At 69.6% G+C, this 20,054-nt stretch carries 18 protein-coding genes; 10 read left to right on the forward strand and 8 right to left on the reverse strand.

Annotated features, from left to right (window positions below; genetic code table 11):
* Positions 1-37: 37 nt before the first annotated feature.
* Both NGH83_RS10920 and NGH83_RS10925 read right to left on the reverse strand, forming a co-directional pair.
* Positions 38-496: a VanZ family protein gene (locus NGH83_RS10920; RefSeq protein ID WP_251856279.1), complete on the reverse strand. Its 459-nt coding sequence runs from the start codon at positions 494-496 to the stop codon at positions 38-40.
* 103 nt (positions 497-599) lie between these two features.
* Positions 600-1,136 carry an NADPH-dependent FMN reductase gene (locus tag NGH83_RS10925; RefSeq protein WP_251856280.1) on the reverse strand — a complete coding sequence of 179 codons (537 nt, stop codon included), beginning with the start codon at positions 1,134-1,136 and terminating at the stop codon, positions 600-602.
* A 100-nt stretch (positions 1,137-1,236) separates the two neighbouring features.
* On the opposite strand from NGH83_RS10925, the gene NGH83_RS10930 reads away from it, so the two are divergent.
* The 5 genes from NGH83_RS10930 (at position 1,237) to NGH83_RS10950 (ending at position 7,235) form a co-directional block, all read left to right on the forward strand.
* On the forward strand, positions 1,237-2,622 hold the full coding sequence (locus NGH83_RS10930; RefSeq protein WP_251856281.1) for an O-acetylhomoserine aminocarboxypropyltransferase/cysteine synthase family protein: 1,386 nt from the start codon (positions 1,237-1,239) through the stop codon (positions 2,620-2,622).
* Between the two features lie 12 nt (positions 2,623-2,634).
* Positions 2,635-3,957 carry an NtaA/DmoA family FMN-dependent monooxygenase gene (locus NGH83_RS10935; protein WP_251856282.1) on the forward strand — a complete coding sequence of 441 codons (1,323 nt, stop codon included), beginning with the start codon at positions 2,635-2,637 and terminating at the stop codon, positions 3,955-3,957.
* A gap of 75 nt (positions 3,958-4,032) precedes the next feature.
* Entirely contained in the window at positions 4,033-4,803 is a 771-nt protein-coding gene (locus NGH83_RS10940) for an isocitrate lyase/phosphoenolpyruvate mutase family protein (RefSeq protein WP_251856283.1), read from the forward strand.
* A 154-nt stretch (positions 4,804-4,957) separates the two neighbouring features.
* The gene (locus NGH83_RS10945; protein WP_251856284.1) at positions 4,958-5,536 is read left to right on the forward strand and encodes a TetR/AcrR family transcriptional regulator; all 579 of its coding nucleotides are present in this window, start codon (positions 4,958-4,960) and stop codon (positions 5,534-5,536) included.
* 40 nt (positions 5,537-5,576) lie between these two features.
* Positions 5,577-7,235, forward strand: a complete 1,659-nt coding sequence (locus NGH83_RS10950) for an MDR family MFS transporter (protein ID WP_251856285.1) — start codon at positions 5,577-5,579, stop codon at positions 7,233-7,235.
* Positions 7,236-7,281: 46 nt separating this feature from the next.
* On the opposite strand, the gene NGH83_RS10955 is transcribed toward NGH83_RS10950, so the two are convergent.
* Together NGH83_RS10955 and NGH83_RS10960 are read right to left on the reverse strand one after the other, a co-directional pair.
* Positions 7,282-7,842, reverse strand: coding sequence for a hypothetical protein (locus tag NGH83_RS10955; RefSeq protein WP_251856286.1), 561 nt, complete (start codon positions 7,840-7,842; stop codon positions 7,282-7,284).
* A gap of 412 nt (positions 7,843-8,254) precedes the next feature.
* Complete coding sequence (locus NGH83_RS10960; protein ID WP_251856287.1) at positions 8,255-10,756, reverse strand: MMPL family transporter; 2,502 nt, start codon at positions 10,754-10,756, stop codon at positions 8,255-8,257.
* A 77-nt stretch (positions 10,757-10,833) separates the two neighbouring features.
* On the opposite strand from NGH83_RS10960, the gene NGH83_RS10965 reads away from it, so the two are divergent.
* Positions 10,834-11,418: a TetR/AcrR family transcriptional regulator gene (locus NGH83_RS10965; RefSeq protein WP_251856288.1), complete on the forward strand. Its 585-nt coding sequence runs from the start codon at positions 10,834-10,836 to the stop codon at positions 11,416-11,418.
* 178 nt (positions 11,419-11,596) lie between these two features.
* Here the strand turns inward: NGH83_RS10965 and NGH83_RS10970 are convergent, their stop codons facing one another.
* From NGH83_RS10970 to NGH83_RS10985, 4 genes are all read right to left on the reverse strand, one after another.
* Positions 11,597-12,523: a 5'-3' exonuclease gene (locus NGH83_RS10970; protein ID WP_251856289.1), complete on the reverse strand. Its 927-nt coding sequence runs from the start codon at positions 12,521-12,523 to the stop codon at positions 11,597-11,599.
* Positions 12,524-12,591: 68 nt separating this feature from the next.
* Positions 12,592-13,821, reverse strand: a complete 1,230-nt coding sequence (gene rlmN / locus NGH83_RS10975; RefSeq protein WP_251856290.1) for a 23S rRNA (adenine(2503)-C(2))-methyltransferase RlmN — start codon at positions 13,819-13,821, stop codon at positions 12,592-12,594.
* 39 nt (positions 13,822-13,860) lie between these two features.
* The gene (locus NGH83_RS10980; RefSeq protein WP_251856291.1) at positions 13,861-14,433 is read right to left on the reverse strand and encodes a hypothetical protein; all 573 of its coding nucleotides are present in this window, start codon (positions 14,431-14,433) and stop codon (positions 13,861-13,863) included.
* Entirely contained in the window at positions 14,430-15,764 is a 1,335-nt protein-coding gene (locus NGH83_RS10985) for an aromatic acid exporter family protein (protein ID WP_251856292.1), read from the reverse strand. Before NGH83_RS10985 ends, NGH83_RS10980 begins: the two co-directional genes overlap by 4 nt.
* Before the next feature lie 122 nt (positions 15,765-15,886).
* Here NGH83_RS10985 and NGH83_RS10990 point away from each other — a divergent pair, with 122 nt between their 5' ends.
* The 4 genes from NGH83_RS10990 to NGH83_RS11005 all read left to right on the forward strand — a co-directional run bounded on the left by NGH83_RS10990 (position 15,887) and on the right by NGH83_RS11005 (position 20,005).
* Entirely contained in the window at positions 15,887-17,158 is a 1,272-nt protein-coding gene (locus NGH83_RS10990) for a sensor histidine kinase (RefSeq protein WP_251856293.1), read from the forward strand.
* Positions 17,155-17,874, forward strand: coding sequence for a response regulator transcription factor (locus NGH83_RS10995; protein WP_251856294.1), 720 nt, complete (start codon positions 17,155-17,157; stop codon positions 17,872-17,874). The genes NGH83_RS10990 and NGH83_RS10995 overlap by 4 nt, the downstream gene beginning before the upstream one ends.
* Positions 17,875-18,005: 131 nt before the next feature.
* Positions 18,006-18,890 (forward strand): ABC transporter ATP-binding protein, encoded by an 885-nt coding sequence (locus NGH83_RS11000; protein ID WP_251856295.1) that lies wholly within the window; start codon positions 18,006-18,008, stop codon positions 18,888-18,890.
* Positions 18,887-20,005, forward strand: coding sequence for an ABC transporter permease (locus NGH83_RS11005; protein ID WP_251856296.1), 1,119 nt, complete (start codon positions 18,887-18,889; stop codon positions 20,003-20,005). The genes NGH83_RS11000 and NGH83_RS11005 overlap by 4 nt, the downstream gene beginning before the upstream one ends.
* Positions 20,006-20,054: the final 49 nt, after the last annotated feature.

Consider the following 20,054-nt stretch of genomic DNA (forward strand, 5'->3'; position numbering starts at 1 on the left):
AACGGCCTCCTCAGCGACCAGCACGATGCCGAACGGCTCAGGCGCTGAGTCGGTGGTCTGCACGGAGGGTGCGGCGGGCCGCCACTACGCCCGCGCCGATCGCGATGCCGATGACCGCTCCCACCGTGTTCGCTACGAGGTCTCGAGGGTCGGACACCCGGTCGAGCGGGATCTGCAGCGCCTCGATGGCCACCGTGATCGACGCGGCCGCCGCGAACACGGCCACTCCCGCGGCGCGGGCGAAGACCAGGCGCAGCAGCAGGCCGATCGGGACGAACATCACGATGTTCGCCACGAATTCGATCGGACTGCCCGTCGTCCACGTCGACGGGTCGGTCCAGAGGCTCGGCGTGAAGGCTCCGAACCGGGCCTCATCGGTCGGTGTCCGCCACGGCAGCGGCGCCATGGTGAAAAGGGCGACGAGCGCGAGATACCCGACGGTCGCCATGGCGAGAACGGCACGGCCGGCGGTCCCGGATCGTGTCGATCGAGTCATCGGCGTCCTCCTCGCCTCGGTGGTCCCGACGACGATACGGGGCACCGCAGCGCATGGACGCGCCCCATAGGAATCGCATCGGGGCCTCGCAGCCACCGCGGTGCTACAGCGAAACGCGCTCCACAGCGAGAGCGATTCGCTCACGGAGGGTGGGCGTCGGCTCCTTCTTGTCGATGAACTCGGCGTCGGATGCCGGCACACCGACGGGGAGGATGCGCGCCTGGAAAAAGGCGAACAGCGCCCGCAGGTGGTGCTCGACGAGGGCCGCATCGCCCGGCGCTCCGGCCGTCGAGGCGAGCAGCACCGGACGGTCGGTGATGGCATGCTGCCCGACCTGGTCGAAGAAGGTCTTGTACAGACCCGTGTAGGTCGCGCGATAGGCGGGCGACCCGACGATCAGGACATCCGCCGCCTCGACGGCGTCGAGCGCCACCCGCGCGGGCTCGCCGAGTTCGGCTCGCCACACGCCCGCGGCGAGATCCTGACGCAGTGCTGACAGCTCGATCACCTCGACCTCGGCTCCCCCGCCGGCCTTCGCGGCGAGCGCGTCGGCGATCTCGCGCACGAGAACGGTGGTCTTCGACGGCGTTGTGGGGCTGCCGCTCACGGCGACGATCCTGATCGGGCGCTTGTCGGTCACGGTCCGATTCTCCCGGGCACTACACGATCGCCGCATCGGGCGACGTAACACTACTTAGCGTCGGTTCGCGCGGAAGCGTCTGCGGTGCGAACCTACCGGGATGACGAGCACCCCTCCGGACGAGACGGAACCCGCCTTCGCGACCCGACAGGTCCACGCCGGTCAGTCGGTCGAGGGGGCGCACGGCGCCAGGATCACACCGATCTACCTGTCGGCGGGGTTCGCGTTCGACGACTTCGATGAGGCCGCCGACCGGTTCAACGGCGGCGAGGGTTACAGCTACACGCGTCTCGGGAACCCGACGACGACCGCCGTCGAGCGCAAGCTCGCCGCCCTCGAGGGCGGCGTCGAAGCGATCGCGACGAGTAGCGGTCAGGCGGCCGTCAGCCTCGCCCTGCTGGGACTGCTCAAGGCCGGCGACCACTTCCTGTCGTCCCGGAGTATCTACGAGGGGTCGCGCGGGCTGTTCCGCGACGTGTTCCCCCGTTTCGGCATCGAGGTCGACTTCGTCGACGACCAGAACGACCCGCAGGCGTGGCGGCGGCTCTCGAAGCCGACGACCCGGGCGTACTTCGCCGAGACCATCGCGAATCCGCGCAACGAGATCCTCGACATCGAGGCCATCGCGGATGCCGCCCACGAGCAGGGTGTGCCGCTCGTCATCGACAGCACCTTCACAACGCCCTACCTCGCAAGGCCGATCGAGCACGGCGCCGACATCGTGGTGCACTCGACGAGTAAGTTCCTCGCCGGGCACGGCTCCTCGCTCGGCGGCGTCATCGTCGACGGCGGCCGCTTCCCGTGGGCGGACTTCGCGGACGGCTTCCCGCACCTCGCGACGCCGACGGCATCGGGCGAGGCGAGCTTCGTCGATCGCTTCGGCTCCCGGGCCTACGCGGTATTCACCCGCGACGTGCTCGCCTCCCGGCTCGGGCCCACCCCGTCGCCGTTCAACACCTTCCTCTTGCAGCAGGGCATCGAGACGCTCTCGCTGCGGCTCGACCGGCACTCCTCCAACGCGCTCGCTCTCGCCACCTGGCTCGAATCACGTCCCGAGGTCGCGTCGGTCGACTACTCCGGGCTCGAGTCGAGCCCGTACGCCGAGCTGTCGCGCCGCTACCTGCCGCGCGGTGCCGGATCGGTGTTCTCGTTCACCCTGCACGGCGGCGAGCAGGCGGCCCGCATCGTGCACGACAACGTCGCTCTCTTCACCCGCATGACCCACCTCGGCGACGTCCGATCGCTCGTTCTGCACCCGGGCACCACCAGCCACGCGCACGCGACCCCCGCCGAGCTCGCGGCCGCGGGCATCGACCCCGGTCTGCTGCGCATCTCCGTCGGAGTGGAGGACCCGCGCGACCTCATCGCCGATCTCACGCAGGCGCTCGAGAAACTGCCGGCCGGCGAACCGGCCGACCACCACCCCCGCGGCAACCACACCGCCCGCGACCACTCCACGCACCGCGCCGCGGTGACCCAGGTCTGAGGAGACGCCACGATGGCACGACTGCAGCACTTCGGCTGGTTCTTCGCCCGCGGCTTCGGGCCGCAGGGATGGGGTCACCCCTACTGGGAGTGGAACTACGACTGGCGCACCCCCAAGCTCTACCAGCAAGCGGTGCGTGAGCTCGAGCAGGCGGGGCTCGACCTCGTCATCCCCGAGGACGCCATCTCACTCGGCACCGACGAGACTCTCGACCTGCGCATCCGGTCGGCGTACGGCGGCCCCAAGCACGACCCGCTGATGCTCGTGCCCTACCTGCTCGACGCGACGGAGAAGATCGGCTTCGCACCCACAGTCAACGCGGGCGCGACCCCGCCGTACCTCGCGGCGCGCCAATTCGCGACGCTGCAGCATCTGAGCGGCGGACGCGCGGGCATCAACCTCGTGACGGACGTGAAGAGCGCCCGCCACTTCGGTCTCGACGAGCTCTCGCACGACGCCGCCTATGACCGCGCCGAGGAGTGGATCGACGTCGCCCGCAAGCTCTGGCACAGCTGGGACGGCGGCGCGCACGTCGCCGACCGCGCCACCAACCGGTTCGCCGACGCGTCCAAGCTCGATCGGTTCTCGCACGAAGGCGAGTACTTCCGGGTCGACGGGCCTCTGAACGCTGTGCCCTTCGGGCCGGAGGGCGACCCGGTCATCGTCTCCCCTGGAGGCTCCGGACCAGGACTCGCTTTCGCCGGGCGCAACTCCGACGTCCAGCTCGCCCTCGCCCGCCTCACCGTCGAGGACGTCGTCGCCTACCGTCGCAAGATCCACGACGCCGCGATCGCGCAGGGCCGCTCCGCGCAGGACATCAAGGTGCTCTTCGTCTTCAAGCCCGAGATCGTATCGAGCCGCGAAGAGGCCGACCGGATCGTCGCCGCATCGCAGACCCCGTCCGACGAGGTGATCCGCGCGATCCTCGAAGGCCAGTCGAGCGACCTCGAGACCGACCTCACCGTGCTCGACCTCGACAAGCCGGTCGACCCCGCGATCTTCGGCCAGCACGTGTCGCGCGGCACCATCAAGGGACTGCTCGGAAAGCACGAATCGTTCGAGGAGGCGACGCTGCGTCAGCTCGCCGTCGCGAAGGCGCGCAAGGGGCGCATCACCGACGGCAGCGGCTTCGTCGGCACCGCCGACGAGATCGCGGACTTCGTCGAAGCCCTCGGCGACGACGCCGACAACGACGGCTTCATCTTCTCGGGAGACCTGCACCCGGTGACGATCCACCGCACGCTCGACGAACTCGTGCCGATCCTCCGCCGTCGCGGAGTGCTGCGCACCGAGTTCGGCGACGGCGGCCTGCGTGGCAACCTCACCGATTTCTGACGCACAGCTTCGCGTGCACCACGAGTCGTAGAGTCCCGAACTGTCCGTGAACGACGCGACCCGAAGGAGAACGAGATGAGCGTGGCCGACAAGGCGACCGAACTTCAGCGACTGCACCAGGCCCCCGAGATCCTGCGGGTGGTCAATGTGTGGGACGCCGTCACCGCGAAGACAATCGCGGCACTGCCCGAGACCAAGGCGATCGCAACCGCCGGCCACTCCATCGCCGCGATGTACGGATACGAGGACGGCGGCATGCCCCTCGACCTCGCCCTCCAGGGCGCCAAGACGGTCGCCGAGGCGGTGGACCTGCCGGTCACCGCAGACCTCGACGACGGCTACGACGAGCCGGGCGAGACCATCCGCCGCGCGATCGGCTTCGGGATCGTCGGCGCCAACGTCGAAGACCGCCTCCGACCGCTCGCCGAATCGGTCGCGCGCGTCGAACAGATCGTCCGGGCCGCCGAGAGCGAAGGGGTGGCCTTCCAGCTGAACGCCCGCACCGACGCGATCGTCCGTGGCGGGGACAAGCCGCTGGACGACAAGATCGCCGACGCCATCGAGCGGGGTCGCGCCTACCTCGACGCCGGAGCTCCGCTCGTCTTCGTTCCCGGTGCCATCGACCGCGCCGTCGTCGAGCGCCTCGTCGAGGGACTCGGAGCCGGCAACCTTTCGGTTATCGGCCTGCCCGGCGCGCTGACGGCCGCCGAGTACGAGAGCCTCGGCGTGGCCCGCATCTCATACGGGCCGCTGACGCAGCGCGTCGCGCTGCGGGCCCTCCGCGACCTCGCGACCGACCTGTACGCCGATGGGGTCATCCCCGAGGACACGCCCGCCCTCAACTGACGGTCATCGAGTGTAAAGGGGCGCTGGTCGAATGGCCGGCGCCCCTTTTCGCGGTCTCGACTCGGCAGTGCCGCGCGTCCTTTTGCACCATGGCCGCCAGAGTGCAATACTGCACGATGTGATCGATAGTGCAAAAAGCGTCCGAGATCGCCGGATGGCGGCGACCGAGGAACGCCTCACCGCACTCACCCGCGAGATGAGCGCCGAGCACGGCTTCTCGGGCTTCACCGTCGAGGAGCTCTGCGACCGGGCCGACATCTCCCGCCGCACGTTCTTCAACTACTTCGCCTCGAAGGAGGACGCGCTGCTCGGTCGTTCGCTCCGGCGCGATGACTCCGACCTCGTCGACCGATTCGTCGCAGGCGGAGACCCCGACTCCGACGCCCTCTCCCCCACCCTCATCAGCGACTATGCGACCCTCATCGTCGAGCGATTCCTCCGCGCCGAGATCACCCGCGATCACCTGGAGGTCATGAAGGCCGTGTTCGAACGCGAGCCGCGGCTGCTGCAGCGCATGATCGAACGCTCCATCGAGGAGGAGAAGGCCGACGCCGAGCTCATCGAGCGGCGCGAAGGCCTACCGTCCGGCGATCTCCGTGCGGCTGCGGCGGTCCAGATCCTCGGCGCCCTCACTCGTTCGAGCGCCGGCGAATACCTCTCGTCCGACACCGCCGACTTCTTCGAACTCTTCGATCGCAGGCTCTCGGCCGCGCGCGACGTCTTCGCCTCCTGACTTCTTCCGACCCTTCATCACCCTTCTTCGAACGGACCCCATGACCACCACGGAATCCGCGCCCTTCCTGCTCACGAAGCGGCGCATCTGGATCATCTTCAGCGCGCTCATCGCCGGCATGCTGCTCTCGAGCCTCGACCAGACCATCGTCTCGACCGCCATGCCGACGATCGTCGGCGAGCTCGGCGGCGTCGAACACCAGGTGTGGATCACCACCGCCTACCTGCTCGCCACCACCATCGTCATGCCGGTCTACGGCAAGTTCGGTGACGTACTGGGGCGGCGCAACCTGTTCCTCATCGCCATCGCGATCTTCACCCTCGCCTCCATCGGATGCGCGTTCGCGGGCGACTTCTGGAGCTTCGTCGTCTTCCGCGCCATGCAGGGCCTCGGCGGCGGCGGCCTGATGATCCTGTCGCAGGCGATCATCGCCGACATCGTGCCCGCCTCGGAGCGCGGCAAGTACCTCGGACCGCTCGGCGGCATCTTCGGTCTCTCCGCCGTCGGCGGCCCCCTGCTCGGCGGCTTCTTCGTCGACCACCTGACCTGGCAGTGGGCGTTCTACATCAACATCCCGATCGGCATCGCCGCCTTCCTCGTCGCGGTGTTCGCGCTCAAACTGCCGAGCAAGAAGGCGACCCAGCCGATCGACCTCCTCGGCGTCGTCTTCCTCTCCGCCGCCACCACGTCGCTGATCTTCTTCACCGACTTCGGGGGCGACAAGGACTACGGCTGGGACTCGATGGTCACCTGGGGCTGGGGTCTCGGCCTGCTCGTCGCCGCGGCACTGTTCGTCTTCGTCGAGTCGCGCGCGAAGGACCCGATCATCCCGCTGTCGCTGTTCCGCAGCCCGATCTTCGTCAATGCGACCGCGATCGGACTCACCCTCGGCATCGGCATGTTCGCCGCGATCGGCTTCGTCCCGACGTTCCTCCAGATGTCGTCGGGCACCTCGGCGGCCGAGTCGGGCTTGCTGATGCTGCCGATGATGGTCGGACTGCTCGGCACGTCGATCGCGTCCGGCATCCTGATCACCCGCACCGGCAAGTACAAGCTGTTCCCGATCCTCGGCACGCTCATCACCGCCGGCGCGATGATCGCGATGACGACCCTGTCGGCGGACACCCCCGTGTGGCTCATCTGCGTGTACCTGTTCGTCTTCGGCGCGGGGCTCGGCCTCATCATGCAGGTCGTCGTCCTCGTCGTGCAGAACGCAGTCCCGGCCGCGCAGATCGGAACCGCGACGAGCACGAACAACTACTTCCGCGAGGTCGGGGCCGCGCTCGGCACCGCGGTGTTCGGCACGATCTTCACCACCCGCCTCACCGAGAACCTGACCAGCGTGTTCACCGGCGCCGGCGCCTCGGCGGCCGACGCGTCGAACGCGACGGCGACCCTCGACCCGGCGACCCTCAACGCGCTGCCCGACGAGGTGCGCGACGGCATCGTCACCGCGTACGCCGACGCGCTCGCCCCGGTGTTCTGGTACCTGGTGCCGTTCATCGCGGTCGCGTTCCTGCTGTCGTTGTTCCTCAAGCAGATCCCGCTCTCGGACGTGGCCGGCCTGGTCGCCCGCGGCGAGGCGGTCGGCGGCGAGGAGGCCGAGCGCCTCGAGGCCGAGCAGCGCGCCGCGGCGGCGTCGAAGTCCGCCCCGTCGGCGCCCTCGACTGACGCCGAGCGTGAGGACGCCCGCCGCTAACCCCGAGCCGTACCGACGAGGTGCCCAGTTCTGCGGGTGTGAGCGCTCACACACCGACAGAACTGGGCACCTCGTCGTCTCCGCTGCGTCGACTCGCCCGCTTCACCCCGTGTTCTGCGCCCCGGACGGGGTGAAGTGGGCGAGTCAGCCCCAGCTCAGGTGAGTGGCGATCTCTGCGGCGATGTCCTGCAGGGAGCGGCCGTCGGTGGGCACCCGGATGGCACCCTGCACCTGCGCGAGGCGATTCGCCGGTCTCGCGGTGGCTCAGCCGTTCGGCGACGGTGTCGTCGGATGCGTCGAGTACGATCTTGGTCACGTTCGGCTCGCCGCCCATCGCCGCCGCGAGCGTGGCTGCTTCGAGCACGGCGACGGTGTTGACGTAGATGAGCCGCGTGTATCCGCTCTCTCGGTAGTTGGCCCACACGGCGGCGAGGTTGCGTTCGGCCATGCGGGTGGCCCATGGGGTGGGATGCGCGAGGTCGAGGAAGTCGCCGTCGAGGTAGGCGTGCTGCACGTCCCGCTCCACGAGCAGGTCGTGCACCGCGAACCCGACACTCGTCTTCCCGGCCCCGGACCGCCCGGAGACCAACAGCAGCTCCTCGCCCACGGGTCCACGCTACCGACCGGCCGTCGCACGAGCGGAAGGGTCCCCACCGGTCGTCGAGTAGCGACGGAGGAGCGTATCGAGTCCCCCCGCGCAAACGTGCGCGGTGGGCCCAGGGTCGAGTAAGCGAAGCGCATCGAGACCACAGCGCCAACGTCTGGCACGTCTGCTCTCGATGCGCTCGTTCCTCGCTTACTCGAGCCGTCTCGATACGGGCCTGGCGGCCCTACTCGACGACCGGGGCTGCGACACGCGCCCTTCGTATCGCTTCGCGGGGCGGGCGGGGACTTCCTCCGGTCGTTGAGTAGCGACGAAGGAGCGTATCGAAACGGGTCGAGTAAGCGAAGCACATCGAGACAGCGGCACCCACTCGACGACCGGAACAGGATTCCGGCCGTCGAGAGGGCGCTCAGGGTCAGACCGTCGTGGTCGGGGTCTCCGGGGTGTGGTGGCGGCGCTCCAGGGCGGCGCCCTCGACGTCGACGTTCGGGACGATCCGGTCCAGCCACTTCGGCAGCCACCACGCGGAGCGGCCCAGCAGGTGCATGAGCGCCGGCATCAGCAGCAGACGGACGACGAACGCGTCGAGGAGAACACCGAACGCGAGACCGAACCCGATCGAGCGGATGATCGTCGACTCCGAGAACACGAATCCGCCGAACACCGACACCATGATCAGGGCCGCGGCGATGACGACGGCACGTCCCGCCTTGAATCCCTGCATGACCGCCTCGCGCGCGCTCGCACCGTGCACGTACGCCTCGCGCATGCCGGAGGCGAGGAACAGCTGGTAGTCCATCGCGAGTCCGAACAGGATGCCGACGAGGATCACGGGCAGGAAGCTCAGGATCGGCCCGGTGCTGTGCAGCCCGATGATCTCGGCACCCCACCCCCATTGGAACACGGCGACGGTGGCGCCATAGGTCGCGAACAGCGACAACACGAACCCGCCGGTCGCGATCAGCGGCACGAGCAGTGACCGGAACACGACGATCATGATGAGCAGCGACAGACCGACGACGACTGTCAGGTAGAGCGGCAGCACGTTGGCGAGGCTCTCCGAGATGTCGATGTTGATCGCCGCCTGACCGGCGACGCCGAGCTCGATGTCGTCGCCGACGGTCAGCCCGCGCAGGTCGCGCACGAGCTGCTCCGTCGAGACGCTGTTCGGCCCTTCGGCGGGTACGACCTGGAACGCGGCGAGCAGGTTGTCGTCGGAGGTGGCGACCGGCGCGACGGCGACGACATCGCCCTCGTCGTAGATCGCCTGACCGATCTCGGCCTGCAGTGCGAGCAGCTCGTCGTCGTCGGTGCCCTCGGGCAGATCGGCGGTGACGAGGAGAGGACCGTTGGTGCCCTCACCGAACTTCTCGTTCGTGATGGTGAACGCCTGGTACGACGACGACCCCTCGGGCTCGGATCCGCCGTCGGGCAGTCCGAGTCGCATGGACAGCGCGGGGATGGCGACGACGAGCAGGGCGACGACGCTGAGCAGCACGGTCGCGACGGCGCGCACCGTCGGCATCGGACGCACCGCGTCGACGTGCTTGTGCTCGTCGTGGCCGATGCGGGCGCGGGCACGCTTGCTGAGCACACGCTCCCCCGCCATGCCGAGGATCGCGGGGGTCAACGAGATGGCGATGAGGACCGCGATCGCGACGCACGCGGCGCCGACGGTGCCCATCAGGCCGAGGAACGGAACCCCGGTCACGTTGAGCGCGAGCAGTGCGACGACGACGGTAGCTCCGGCGAAGACGACTGCGTTGCCGGCCGTGCCGTTCGCGAGTCCGATCGACTCACGCACCTCGGCCCCGTGAAGGAGCTGCTTGCGGTGCCGGTTGATGATGAACAGCGAGTAGTCGATACCCACAGCGAGACCCAGCATGACTCCGAGCACCGGAGTCACCGAGGCCATCTGCACGACGCCCGAGAAGGCGAGCGAGCCGACCACACCGACGGCGACGCCGACGAGCGCGGTGATGATCGGGAACGAGGCGGCGAGCAGCGATCCGAGCATGACGAGCAGCACGACGGCCGCGACGACCAGGCCAACGGCCTCGCCGACTCCGAAGATCTGCGGGACGCCCTGGGCGATCTCGGTCGAGAAGCCGACCTCGACACCGTCGATCGGCTCGGACTCGAAGTGGTCGATGACGCCCTGCTTCGCATCCTCCGAGAGCTCGAGGCGGGGCTCGGTGAACGATACGTTGACGATGGCGGTCGAGCCGTCGTCGGACACGATCCGGATGTCGGATGCGAGGTCGGCGAGCTGGGCACCGAGCTCGAGCTGAGTCGTCTGCGCTTCGATCTCGGCCCGGCCGCTGTCGATCTGCGCCTGCTGCTCGGTGATGACCGCCCGCTGGGCGTCGAGCGTCTGCTGCTGCGCGTCGAGCTGGGTGGTCGGCAGGCCCGCGCCCTCGAGCTGCGCTCGCGCCGCGTCCAGCTGAGCCTGACCGGCCTCGAGCTGCTGCAGCCCGGCGTCGAGCTGCGTCTGCCCCTGTTCGAGCTGATCGACGGCGGCGGCGATCTGCGCCTGCCCGTCCGTGAGCTGCTGCGTTTGCTCCGCCTGCTGGGCGGCTGCCTCGAAGGGGTCGATGATGTCGGCGACGTCGTCGAGGTCGCGCCCGTCGGCGACGAGGGCGCTGATGGCGGCGCGCTGCTCGTCGGAGAGTTCGGACCCGTCCTCGGTGCTGAAGACGACCGTGCCGGAGGCGCCGCTGAAGTCGGGCAGCTTCTCGGAGAGCTCGTCGGTCACCTCACCGGACGCGGTGCCCGGGATGTCGAAGCTGTTGGTGAGCGACTTGAAGCCGATGAGGAAGCCACCGACCGCGACCGCGAGGACGACGATCCACGCGACGATCACCACCCACGCCCGTTGCGCCGCAAATGTGCCCAACCGGTAGAGCAGTTCCGCCATCTCGTGTCCTCTCGTGGAAGCAAACGGTTAATGATACGCACCGTCTCATCTAGCGAAGATGAACGTAGGATATGAACATGTCCGAGCACCGCCAGGGTCCGGTCCGCAGCGAGGCGGCACGGCGCGCGATCCTCGAAGCGACCGCCCGCCAGTTCGAGGCGAAGGGCTACGACCACCTCACCATGGAGGGCATCGCCGCCGCTGCGGGGGTCGGAAAGCAGACCATCTACCGCTGGTGGCCTTCCCGCGGCGCGCTTGTCGCGGAATGCCTGATCTCAGGCCAGTTGCTGCCCGATCGTTTCGGCTTGCCGGACACCGGGGATCTGCGCGCGGACCTCGTCGCCTGGCTGGGAACGATCTTCGAGTTCGCCGCCGACCCGAGCGGGGAGGCGGTCGTCCGCTCGCTGGTCGCGGCGGCGGCCGAGAACGTCGACGTCGGCCGGCGACTGCACGAGAGCCTCGGCGCCACGCAGTCCCTCGTCGCCCGTCTCCAGTCCGCGGTCGATTCGGGCGAGTTGCGGACGGATGCCCCGCTCCCGGATATCGGCGACGCGTTGGTCGGCGCCATGCTGCTGCGTGCCCTCAGCCGCACGACGGCGGAACCGGGAGTCGCGGAACGCCTGGTCGACGTCGTCCTGGTCGGCCTCATCGCCCCCCGCTGAGCGGTACTGGTCGCTGAGGCGCCGCGAAGCGGCCCACGCGAAGCGACGGGTCGCAGATTCGCCGCTACCTGCACCCTGCAACTCGCGTCATTTCGCGACGGGCCTAGCGGCCCTCCTCAATGACCAGGTGCCCAGTTCTGCGGGTGTCTTGCGGCTGGAACCCGCAGAACTGGGCATCTCAGCGGTCGAGGCTGGCGAGGACTCGGCGGGCTGATTCGCCGAGGCCCCAGCGCTCCGTCAACGCCGCGAACTTCTCGCGGCCCTCGTCGGTCAGGCCGATGGTCGCGTCGAACTCCGGCAGGTCGAGGTCGCGTGCCACCGCCACCACCGCGGGAGCTCGGGTGAGATAGTCGGACGCCGCGCGGATCTTCGCCTTCACTCCCGGGGCCATCGACGACGACGCCCCACCGTCGGCGGCAGCGACGATGCCGTCGAGGTCGCCGTACTGCGCGAGCAGCGTCGCCGCCGTCTTCTCTCCCACCCCGGCGACACCCGGAAGCCCGTCCGAGGTGTCGCCGCGCATCGCGGCGAAATCGGCGTATTGCGCCGCGGAGACGCCGTACTTGGACTTCAGCACGTCATCGGTGACGATCTCGAGCTTGCTCATACCGCGCGCCGTGTAGATGACGCGTACGTCGCGGGAGTCGTCGACGACCTGGAACAGGTCGCGGTCCCCCGTGACCACATCGGTCGGCATCGTCGCCGTGGCGGCGAGCGTGCCGATGATGTCGTCGGCCTCGTACTCGGCCTTGCCGACGATCGGGATGCCGAGCGCCGTGAGCGTCTCGACGATGATCGGCACCTGCACCGTCAGCGGGTCCGGCACGACCTCGATATCCGACCCCGCCTCGACGACCTCGGCGACCCGATGGGTCTTGTAGGTCGGGATCAGGTCGACCCGCCACTGCGGGCGCCAGTCGACATCCCAGCAGGCGACGAGCTCGGTGGCCCGGAACTCGGGCACGAGCTTCGCGATCATGTCGAGCAGCCCGCGCACCGCGTTCACCGGCGTCCCGTCCGGAGCCTTCACCGTGTCGGGCACGCCGTAGAAGGCGCGGAAGTAGAGGGCTGCGGTGTCGAGCAGCATCCGGCGGCCGTCGGTCATTGCACCAGTGTGGCGCAGAAGAGGCGGCGAGCGCTCAAGCCCTTCGTATCGCTTCGCGCGGCGGGCGGTCAGTCGGCGGCGGCGAGTTGGCCGCAGGCGCCGTCGATCTCCTTGCCGCGGGTGTCGCGGAGCGTCGTCGGGATGCCGGCGGCGTTCAGGCGGCGTACGAACTCGTCCTGCACGTGCTCCTCCGACGACGTCCAGATCGACCCCGGCGTCGGGTTCAGCGGGATCGGGTTGACGTGCACCCAGCCGCGACCGCGCGCGTTGAGCTTCTCGGCGAGCAGGTCCGCACGCCAGGCGTGGTCGTTCATGTCCTTGATCAGCGCGTACTCGATCGAGACGCGGCGCCCGGTCTTCTCGAAGTAGTTGCGGGCGGCGTCGAGCGCCTCGTCGACCTTCCACCGGGAGTTCACGGGGATGAGCTCGTCGCGCAGCTCGTCGTCGGGTGCGTGCAGCGACAGCGCGAAGGTGACGGGGATGTCCTCGTCGGCGAGCTTGCGGATCGCCGGCACAAGTCCGACGGTCGACACGGTGATGTGGCGGGCGCTCATGCCGAGCCCCTCGGGCTGCGGAGCGACCATGGTGCGCACCGCGTGCATGACGCGGGCGTAGTTCGCGAGCGGCTCCCCCATGCCCATGAACACGATGTTGCTGACACGGTCGGGTCGTTCGAACTCGGTCGTTGAGCGAGCGGAGCGAGTCGAAACGCGCCGGCCGCCGAGCTCGCCGTTCGCGAGCGCCGCGTTCGCGCGGACGATCTGGTCGATGATCTCGGCCGCCGACAGGTTGCGGGTGAGGCCCGCCTGCCCGGTGGCGCAGAAGGGGCAGTTCATCCCGCAGCCCGCTTGCGACGAGATGCAGAGCGTGATGCGGCCCGGGTAGCGCATCAGCACCGACTCGACGAGGGCGCCATCGTGCAGCTTCCAGAGGAACTTGATCGTGTCGCCCCGGTCGGTCTTCAGGCGTCGCACCTCGGTGAGCAGCGGCGGGAGGAGTCCGGCGATCAGTTCTTCGCGCCCCGCCGCGGGGAGGTCGGTCATCTTCGCGGGGTCGCTCGTGTAGTGCGCGAAGTAGTGGGTGGCGACCTGCTTCGCGCGGAACGCCGGGAGACCGAGCTCGACGAGACGCGCCTTGCGGCCTTCGACGGTGAGGTCGGCGAAGTGGTCGGGCGCCTTGCCGCGCTTCGGCGAGGCGAACTGCAGCAACGGCTTGCCGCTGTCGTCCTTCTGCTGGGTCCACCCCTCGGTGGCCGGGCGCACCTGGCGCGAGGGCATGGGGAGGGACTGCGAAGGCATGGGGTCAAGGGTACGGGCACCGCGCGGGGTGCCGGCGCCTCACGCGATCGAGTCGAGCAGCAGCGTCAGATCATGACGCACGAGGTCGAGCCTCAGGTCGCGGTCGCGGTGGTAGCGACGGTCGAGCTTCATGGGCACGAACTGGAGGAGCCGGTTCTGCAACATCTCGTCCAACGCCGAATCCCGGGACTCGGCGAGGATGCCGCGCAGGTACGCCTCGTCCTGGTGTCGGGCGCGCAGCAGGACGAGCAGGCGGCGGGCGACCGCCTCGCGCAGCCGCAGCGTCGGCACGTCTTTCTTGCGGTAGTCGTCGTGCTTCGTCGCCCAGCCGAGTCGGCGCCCGGCGCGGGTGCGCTCCTGCTGCAGGCGCGCCAGTTCGCGCCGCTTCTCCTCGATCAGGTCGTTGATCTCGGCGCGGAGCGCGTCGAGGAGGACCTGTTCGTCATGGTCGGCGCCGTCGCGGAGGGTGCGCAGGATGATGAGGTTCTTCGCCGACAGCCGAAGGGCCGCCGAGACGAGGAGCATGCCTTCGTCGGCGAGGTCGCGCACCGAGGCCTGGCGTCGTTGGTCGCGTCGGGCGAGCTGCAGGGCGAACCGACGCCGCCAGCTCACTCCTGCGCTCCGAACGGATCGGGGGCGGGGGCGGCAGGCCCGCTGTCGTCGCCGCGCGACGCACGACCGCGCCGAGTACTCGCCCCGGCGGGGCGGCGGGCGGGCAACGACAGACCGCGTCGCGCCAGCCAGGGTGCGGTGGGGCGGTCGGTCTGCTCGAGGTCGAGCTGAGCGAGGATCTGGTCCAGGGCGGTGAGCACGGAGCCGCGCAGCATCCAGAGGCCATGCTGCCCGCGGACATCGACCTCGAAGAGCATGAACTCGGTCAGCACCGCCCGGCTCTCGCGCACCGCTTCGAGGGTGCGCTCGAGAGCGGCGTCGGCCGCGGCGACCCGGCCCCCGCCGAACTCGGCACCGATGAGATCGCCGAAGGCCCGCAGGCCCTGGGCGACGTCGTCGAGCACCACCGCGAACGCGCGACGCAGCTCGATCTCGGCCGGATCAGCCTCGCCCTCGGGACTGGACACCGCGTCGCGTCCGATCATCACGATGACCGCCCGCTCGGCGACGTAGCACCGCTCGAGCCGGTCGAGCGCGGCGCGCAAGCCCGTGTGCACGGTGGGCGCGGCGAGCGCCCGGGGATTGAACCGCCTACTCTCGCGTGCCGCCTCGACAGCGGTGACCGCGTCGCGGGTCTCGTCGCCGATGCTGCCGAGCCACTGCGACCACGCCCCCACCTCTTCGGGGTCGGGTGCGCGGTTGCCGAGCGTGGAGGCGATCTCGTCCATCAGCGCCGCCTGCGACCGCGCCAGTCTGCGCACCGCGTCGCTTGCTTGGGCGTTGGGGATCGCGACGGGCACCAGGAGGGTGAACGCGACGCCGACGAGGGTGCCGATGAGGGTGTTCGCAACGCGTACCTCGGCGGCGACCTCGGGTGACGACACGGCGAGGATCAGCATCGCGCTGATCGGCGCCTCGAGCGTCTGGTCGCCGAGGCGCAGCAGCTTCGCGAGGATCAGCGATGCGGCGATGACGGCAGCGAGACTCCACCAGGACAGGCCGATGTAGCTGGTGACGACGACGGCGACGAGCACCCCGCTCAGCACGGCGCCGACGCGCACCAGCCCCATCTGCAGGGTGCCGACGGTCGACGCCTGCACCACGAGCAGTGCCGTGAGCGGCGCGGTGAGGTCGAGGATGCCGGGATAGAGCCAGTCGGCCACGAGGTACGAGATGACGGCGGCCACGGTGAGGCGCGCGATCTGGGTCGCGTTCGGCCGCAGCACCGATGCCGCCTCGGACCAACTCGTCGGCAGGCCGGGTGAGAACCGCCAGGCGAGGCGACGCAGGCTGCGGAGCAGCGCTGTGATCCGGCCCCATCCCGACGACACCGCTCGCCCTCGCTCCACTCGTTCCCGTTCGACTCGAAAGACTACCGTCGCGTGCTCCGCCGCCCCCGGGGTCCGCCGCGCGACGGACGCGGGATCAGCGTTCGTCTCAGTAGGTTGAGGGGATGACCTCGACGCTTCCGCGCCCGGCCGAGCGGGGCGCGTTCCGCACCGACGCCGCGCTGGCCGCCGGCTTCTTCGTCGCCTACATGCTGAGCTGCGCCCTCTATTCGATGACGGGCATCCTCGGCGATCTCGCGCCCGGATGGACATGGCCGGTGCTCGGCGCGGCCACGACGCTTCCGCTGGCCTGGCGCCGCCGTTACCCGAACGGCGTCGCGCTGGTCGTCGCGGCCGGCTTCATCGTCGGGCAGCTGATCGTCGTGCCCGACCTGATCATCAACAACATCGCCCTCTTCCTCGCCATCTACACGGTCGGGGCGTGGACGGCCGACCGGCGCCGCGCGAACCTGTCCCGCACCCTGATCGTGACAGCGATGGCGGCCTGGCTGTTCATCGCAATGTTCATCTCGGCGACCGATCCCGACTCGCTCGAGGAGTTCGGCTTCGGCGGCGCACTGACGCCGCTCGTCGCGTACTCGCTCATCAACATCCTCATCAACGTCCTCTACTTCGCCGCCGCGTGGATGTTCGGCGAGCGATCGTGGAACGCGGCCCTCGCCTCGGAGCTGCTGAGGGCGCGCACGAGGGAGCTCGAAGAGGAGCGCGAGCTGACCGCCGCGCAGGCGGTCGCACTCGACCGGGTGCGCATCGCCCGCGAACTGCACGATGTCGTCGCGCATCACGTGTCGGTGATGGGAGTGCAGGCCGGCGCCGCGCGGGTGGTGCTCGACTCCGACCCGGTCGCCGCGCGGCGGGCACTCGAGTCGGTCGAGGAGAGCGCCCGTACCGCGATCCAGGAGCTGCGCGGCCTGCTCACCACGCTCCGCTCGCACGACCTCGACGATGACGTCGACACCAGTTCCGCGTCGCTCGACCGCCTCCCCGAGTTGGCCGAGCTGTCGAGCGCGTCGGGGATGCCGACGAGCGTCAATGTCATCGGCGAGCCGCGTCCGCTGCCGGCGGTGACGTCGGTCAACCTCTACCGGATCGCGCAGGAGGCGCTCACCAACGCGCGCCGCCATGGTCCGGTCGGCACCGAGGCCGACGTGCGGCTCCGCTACGAGGACGACGGCGTCGAACTCGAGATCACGAATTCCGGGGCGCGCTCGCTGCGCGCCTTCCGGCCGGGACTCGGCCAGCTCGGCATGCGCGAGCGGGCGACGGCGTCGGGCGGCAGCATCGAGATCGGGCCGCGGGACCGCGGCGGCTGGCTCGTGCGAGTGCGGGTCCCCGATCTGCGCACCGCGGCCGCCCAGCCGGTGCCGGTCCGATGAGCGACGGCGAGCGCCGCATCCGGGTCGCGATCGTCGACGACCAACCGCTCGTGCGGTCCGGATTCCGCATGATCCTCGGCACGATGCCCGACGTCGAGATCGTCGGCGAGGCGGGCACCGGAGCCCAGGCGGTCGCGCTCGCGGCGACGGCGCGCCCCGACGTGATGACCATGGACGTGCAGATGCCCGACATGGACGGCCTCGAGGCGACGAGGCGCATCCTCGGCAGCTCCGAAGCACCCGCGATCATCATGGTCACCACCTTCGACCGCGACGACTATCTCTTCGCCGCGCTCGAGGCGGGAGCGAGCGGCTTCCTTCTGAAGAACGCGTCGCCGGAGCAGCTGGCCGGCGCGGTCCGTGCTGTCGCGTCGGGTGAGGCGCTGCTCTCCCCCGAGGTGACGCGGCGCGTGATCAGCCGCTTCGCGCGCGGCGACGCACCCACGGAAGCGGCCGTCGCCCCGTCCGCGTCCGAACCGGCCCCCACCGCGACGGGCAGCATCACCATCCCCGAGACCGGAGAGACCCTCACCGATCGCGAGGCCGAGGTGCTGCGGTTGATGGCCGATGGGCGCTCGAACGCCGAGATCGGCGCGACCCTCTACATCGGCGAGGCGACCGTCAAGACGCACGTGTCGCGCATCCTGCAGAAGATCGCCGTGCGCGACCGCATCCACGCCGTCGTGTACGCCCACCGGGTGGGTCTCGTCGAATAGCGGCCCGGCCCACCGCCGGCCCGACCGCCGCAGGGCGGATGCCCATCACCCGCAGGGCGGATGTCCGTGCGGATCGCGCTTCCTAGCCTTGAGTACAACGCGACCAGAACAACGCGACCCAAGGAGGCACGATGCTCGAACTGCGAGGCATCACCAAGCGCTTCGGCACGAGACAGGTTCTCGACGATGTGAGCTTCACCGTCCAGCCCGGCAAGCTGACCGGCTTCGTCGGCGGCAACGGAGCAGGAAAGACGACCACGATGCGCATCGCGCTCGGTCTGCTCTCCTCCGACGGCGGCACGGTCGAGTTCGACGGCCGGCCGATCACCGCCGGCGACCGTCGACTGTTCGGCTACATGCCCGAGGAGCGCGGCCTGTACCCGAAGATGCGGGTGCGCGAACAACTCGTCTACCTCGCCCGACTGCGCGGTTTCTCGACGGCGGACGCCGGCGCGAACGCCGATGCGCTGCTCGAGTCGCTCGGACTCACCGAGCGGGCGAATGACAACGTCGAGGCGCTGTCGCTCGGAAACCAGCAGCGCGCGCAGATCGCCGCGGCGCTCGTGCACGACCCGCGCATCCTGATCCTCGATGAGCCGTTCTCGGGTCTCGACCCGCTCGCCGTCGACGTCGTCGTCGGGGTGCTCAAGGAGCGCGCCGATTCGGGGATCCCCGTGCTCTTCTCAAGTCACCAGCTCGACATCGTCGAACGGCTCTGCGACGACCTCGTCATCATCGCGGGCGGCGCCATCCGTGCCGCCGGACCTCGCGAGGAGCTGCGCCGCCAGCACGGCACCACCCGCTACGAGCTGATCTCCGCGGGCGATCTCGGCTGGCTCCGCGCCGAACCCGGTGTCACCGTCACCCAGTTCGACGGCGGGTACGCCCTCTTCGAGGTCGACGACGAGACGAGTGCGCAGCGCATCCTGCAGCGCGCCGTCGAGGGCGGTGCCGTCTCCGCCTTCTCCCCCATCAAGCCCCGGCTGGCCGAGATCTTCCGAGAGGTCGTGCGATGAGCAACCCCCGCAACACCAAGTCCGGCGCGAACCCGGCGAGCACCGTGTGGCTCGTCGCCGAGCGCGAGATCCGAGTGCGCCTGCGCACCAAGTCGTTCGTCATCTCGACCGGCATCCTGCTCGCCATGGTGCTCGCCGCCGTCATCTTCGGAGGCTTCCAGGCACGGCAGGCGGCCGAGGAGGCGGGCCAGGACATCCCGGTCGCCGTCGTCGGCACCGCGGCGGACGCACTGCCCGGCGGAGGCGGCTTCGAGGCGGTCGACGCCGCCGATCAGGCCGCCGCCGAAGAGCTGGTGCGCGACGGCGACGTCGACGCCGCGCTCGTGCCCAGCACCGGTGGGGCGAGCGAGGTCACCATCATCGCCGACGAGGAGGCACCCGCGTCGCTCGTCGCCGCCCTGAGCTCCGCCCCCGAGGTGCAGCTGCTCGACCCCGAAGACCCGAACTACTGGCTCAACTACCTCGTCGCCTACGCCTTCGGTCTCGTCTTCTTCCTCGCGGCACTCACCTTCGGCTCGACCATCGCCACGAGCGTCGTCGAGGAGAAGTCGACCCGTGTGGTCGAGATCCTGATGTCGGCGATCCCGGTGCGAACCCTGCTCGCCGGCAAGGTGCTCGGCAACAGCCTGCTCGCGTTCGGACAGACCGCGGCCACGGTGGCGCTCGCCCTGATCGGCTTGACGGTCACCGACCAGACCGAGCTGCTGTCGCTCCTCGGCGCCCCCGTCGTGTGGTTCGTCGCGTTCTTCGTGATCGGCTTCACCCTCATCGCGGCGCTCTTCGCGGCGACCGGCGCGATGGTGTCGCGTCAGGAGGACATCGGCTCCACGACGACGCCCGTCACGATGCTCGTGATGCTGCCGTTCTTCGCGGTCATCTTCCTGTTCGACAACCAGCTATGGATGACGGTGCTCTCGTACTTCCCGTTCTCCTCGCCGGTGGCGATGCCGGTGCGCCTGTTCCAGGGCACCGCGCTCTGGTGGGAGCCGATCCTCTCGCTCGTGGTCCTCGCCCTGTCGACCTTCGCGGCGATCGTCGTCGGGTCGAAGATCTACGAGAACTCGCTGCTGCGCATGGGTGCCCGCGTCACCCTCCGCGAGGCGCTCAAGGGCTGAGCTGCATCCCATGAACGGTCCGTCCTCCGCAACTTCGGGAGGGCGGGCC

Source organism: Herbiconiux sp. L3-i23 (assembly GCF_023734115.1).
In the GTDB taxonomy this organism is placed as follows: Bacteria; Actinomycetota; Actinomycetes; order Actinomycetales; family Microbacteriaceae; genus Naasia.

Bases quoted from the DNA above. Each gene is read 5' to 3' on its own strand.
- NGH83_RS10920 (WP_251856279.1), bottom strand. From the start codon at position 496: ATGACTCGATCGACACGATCCGGGACCGCCGGCCGTGCCGTTCTCGCC.
- NGH83_RS10930 (WP_251856281.1), top strand. From the start codon at position 1,237: ATGACGAGCACCCCTCCGGACGAGACGGAACCCGCCTTCGCGACCCGA.
- NGH83_RS10935 (WP_251856282.1), top strand. From the start codon at position 2,635: ATGGCACGACTGCAGCACTTCGGCTGGTTCTTCGCCCGCGGCTTCGGG.
- NGH83_RS10940 (WP_251856283.1), top strand. From the start codon at position 4,033: ATGAGCGTGGCCGACAAGGCGACCGAACTTCAGCGACTGCACCAGGCC.
- NGH83_RS10945 (WP_251856284.1), top strand. From the start codon at position 4,958: ATGGCGGCGACCGAGGAACGCCTCACCGCACTCACCCGCGAGATGAGC.
- NGH83_RS10950 (WP_251856285.1), top strand. From the start codon at position 5,577: ATGACCACCACGGAATCCGCGCCCTTCCTGCTCACGAAGCGGCGCATC.
- NGH83_RS10960 (WP_251856287.1), bottom strand. From the start codon at position 10,756: ATGGCGGAACTGCTCTACCGGTTGGGCACATTTGCGGCGCAACGGGCG.
- NGH83_RS10965 (WP_251856288.1), top strand. From the start codon at position 10,834: ATGTCCGAGCACCGCCAGGGTCCGGTCCGCAGCGAGGCGGCACGGCGC.
- NGH83_RS10970 (WP_251856289.1), bottom strand. From the start codon at position 12,523: ATGACCGACGGCCGCCGGATGCTGCTCGACACCGCAGCCCTCTACTTC.
- rlmN (WP_251856290.1), bottom strand. From the start codon at position 13,821: ATGCCTTCGCAGTCCCTCCCCATGCCCTCGCGCCAGGTGCGCCCGGCC.
- NGH83_RS10990 (WP_251856293.1), top strand. From the start codon at position 15,887: ATGACCTCGACGCTTCCGCGCCCGGCCGAGCGGGGCGCGTTCCGCACC.
- NGH83_RS10995 (WP_251856294.1), top strand. From the start codon at position 17,155: ATGAGCGACGGCGAGCGCCGCATCCGGGTCGCGATCGTCGACGACCAA.
- NGH83_RS11000 (WP_251856295.1), top strand. From the start codon at position 18,006: ATGCTCGAACTGCGAGGCATCACCAAGCGCTTCGGCACGAGACAGGTT.
- NGH83_RS11005 (WP_251856296.1), top strand. From the start codon at position 18,887: ATGAGCAACCCCCGCAACACCAAGTCCGGCGCGAACCCGGCGAGCACC.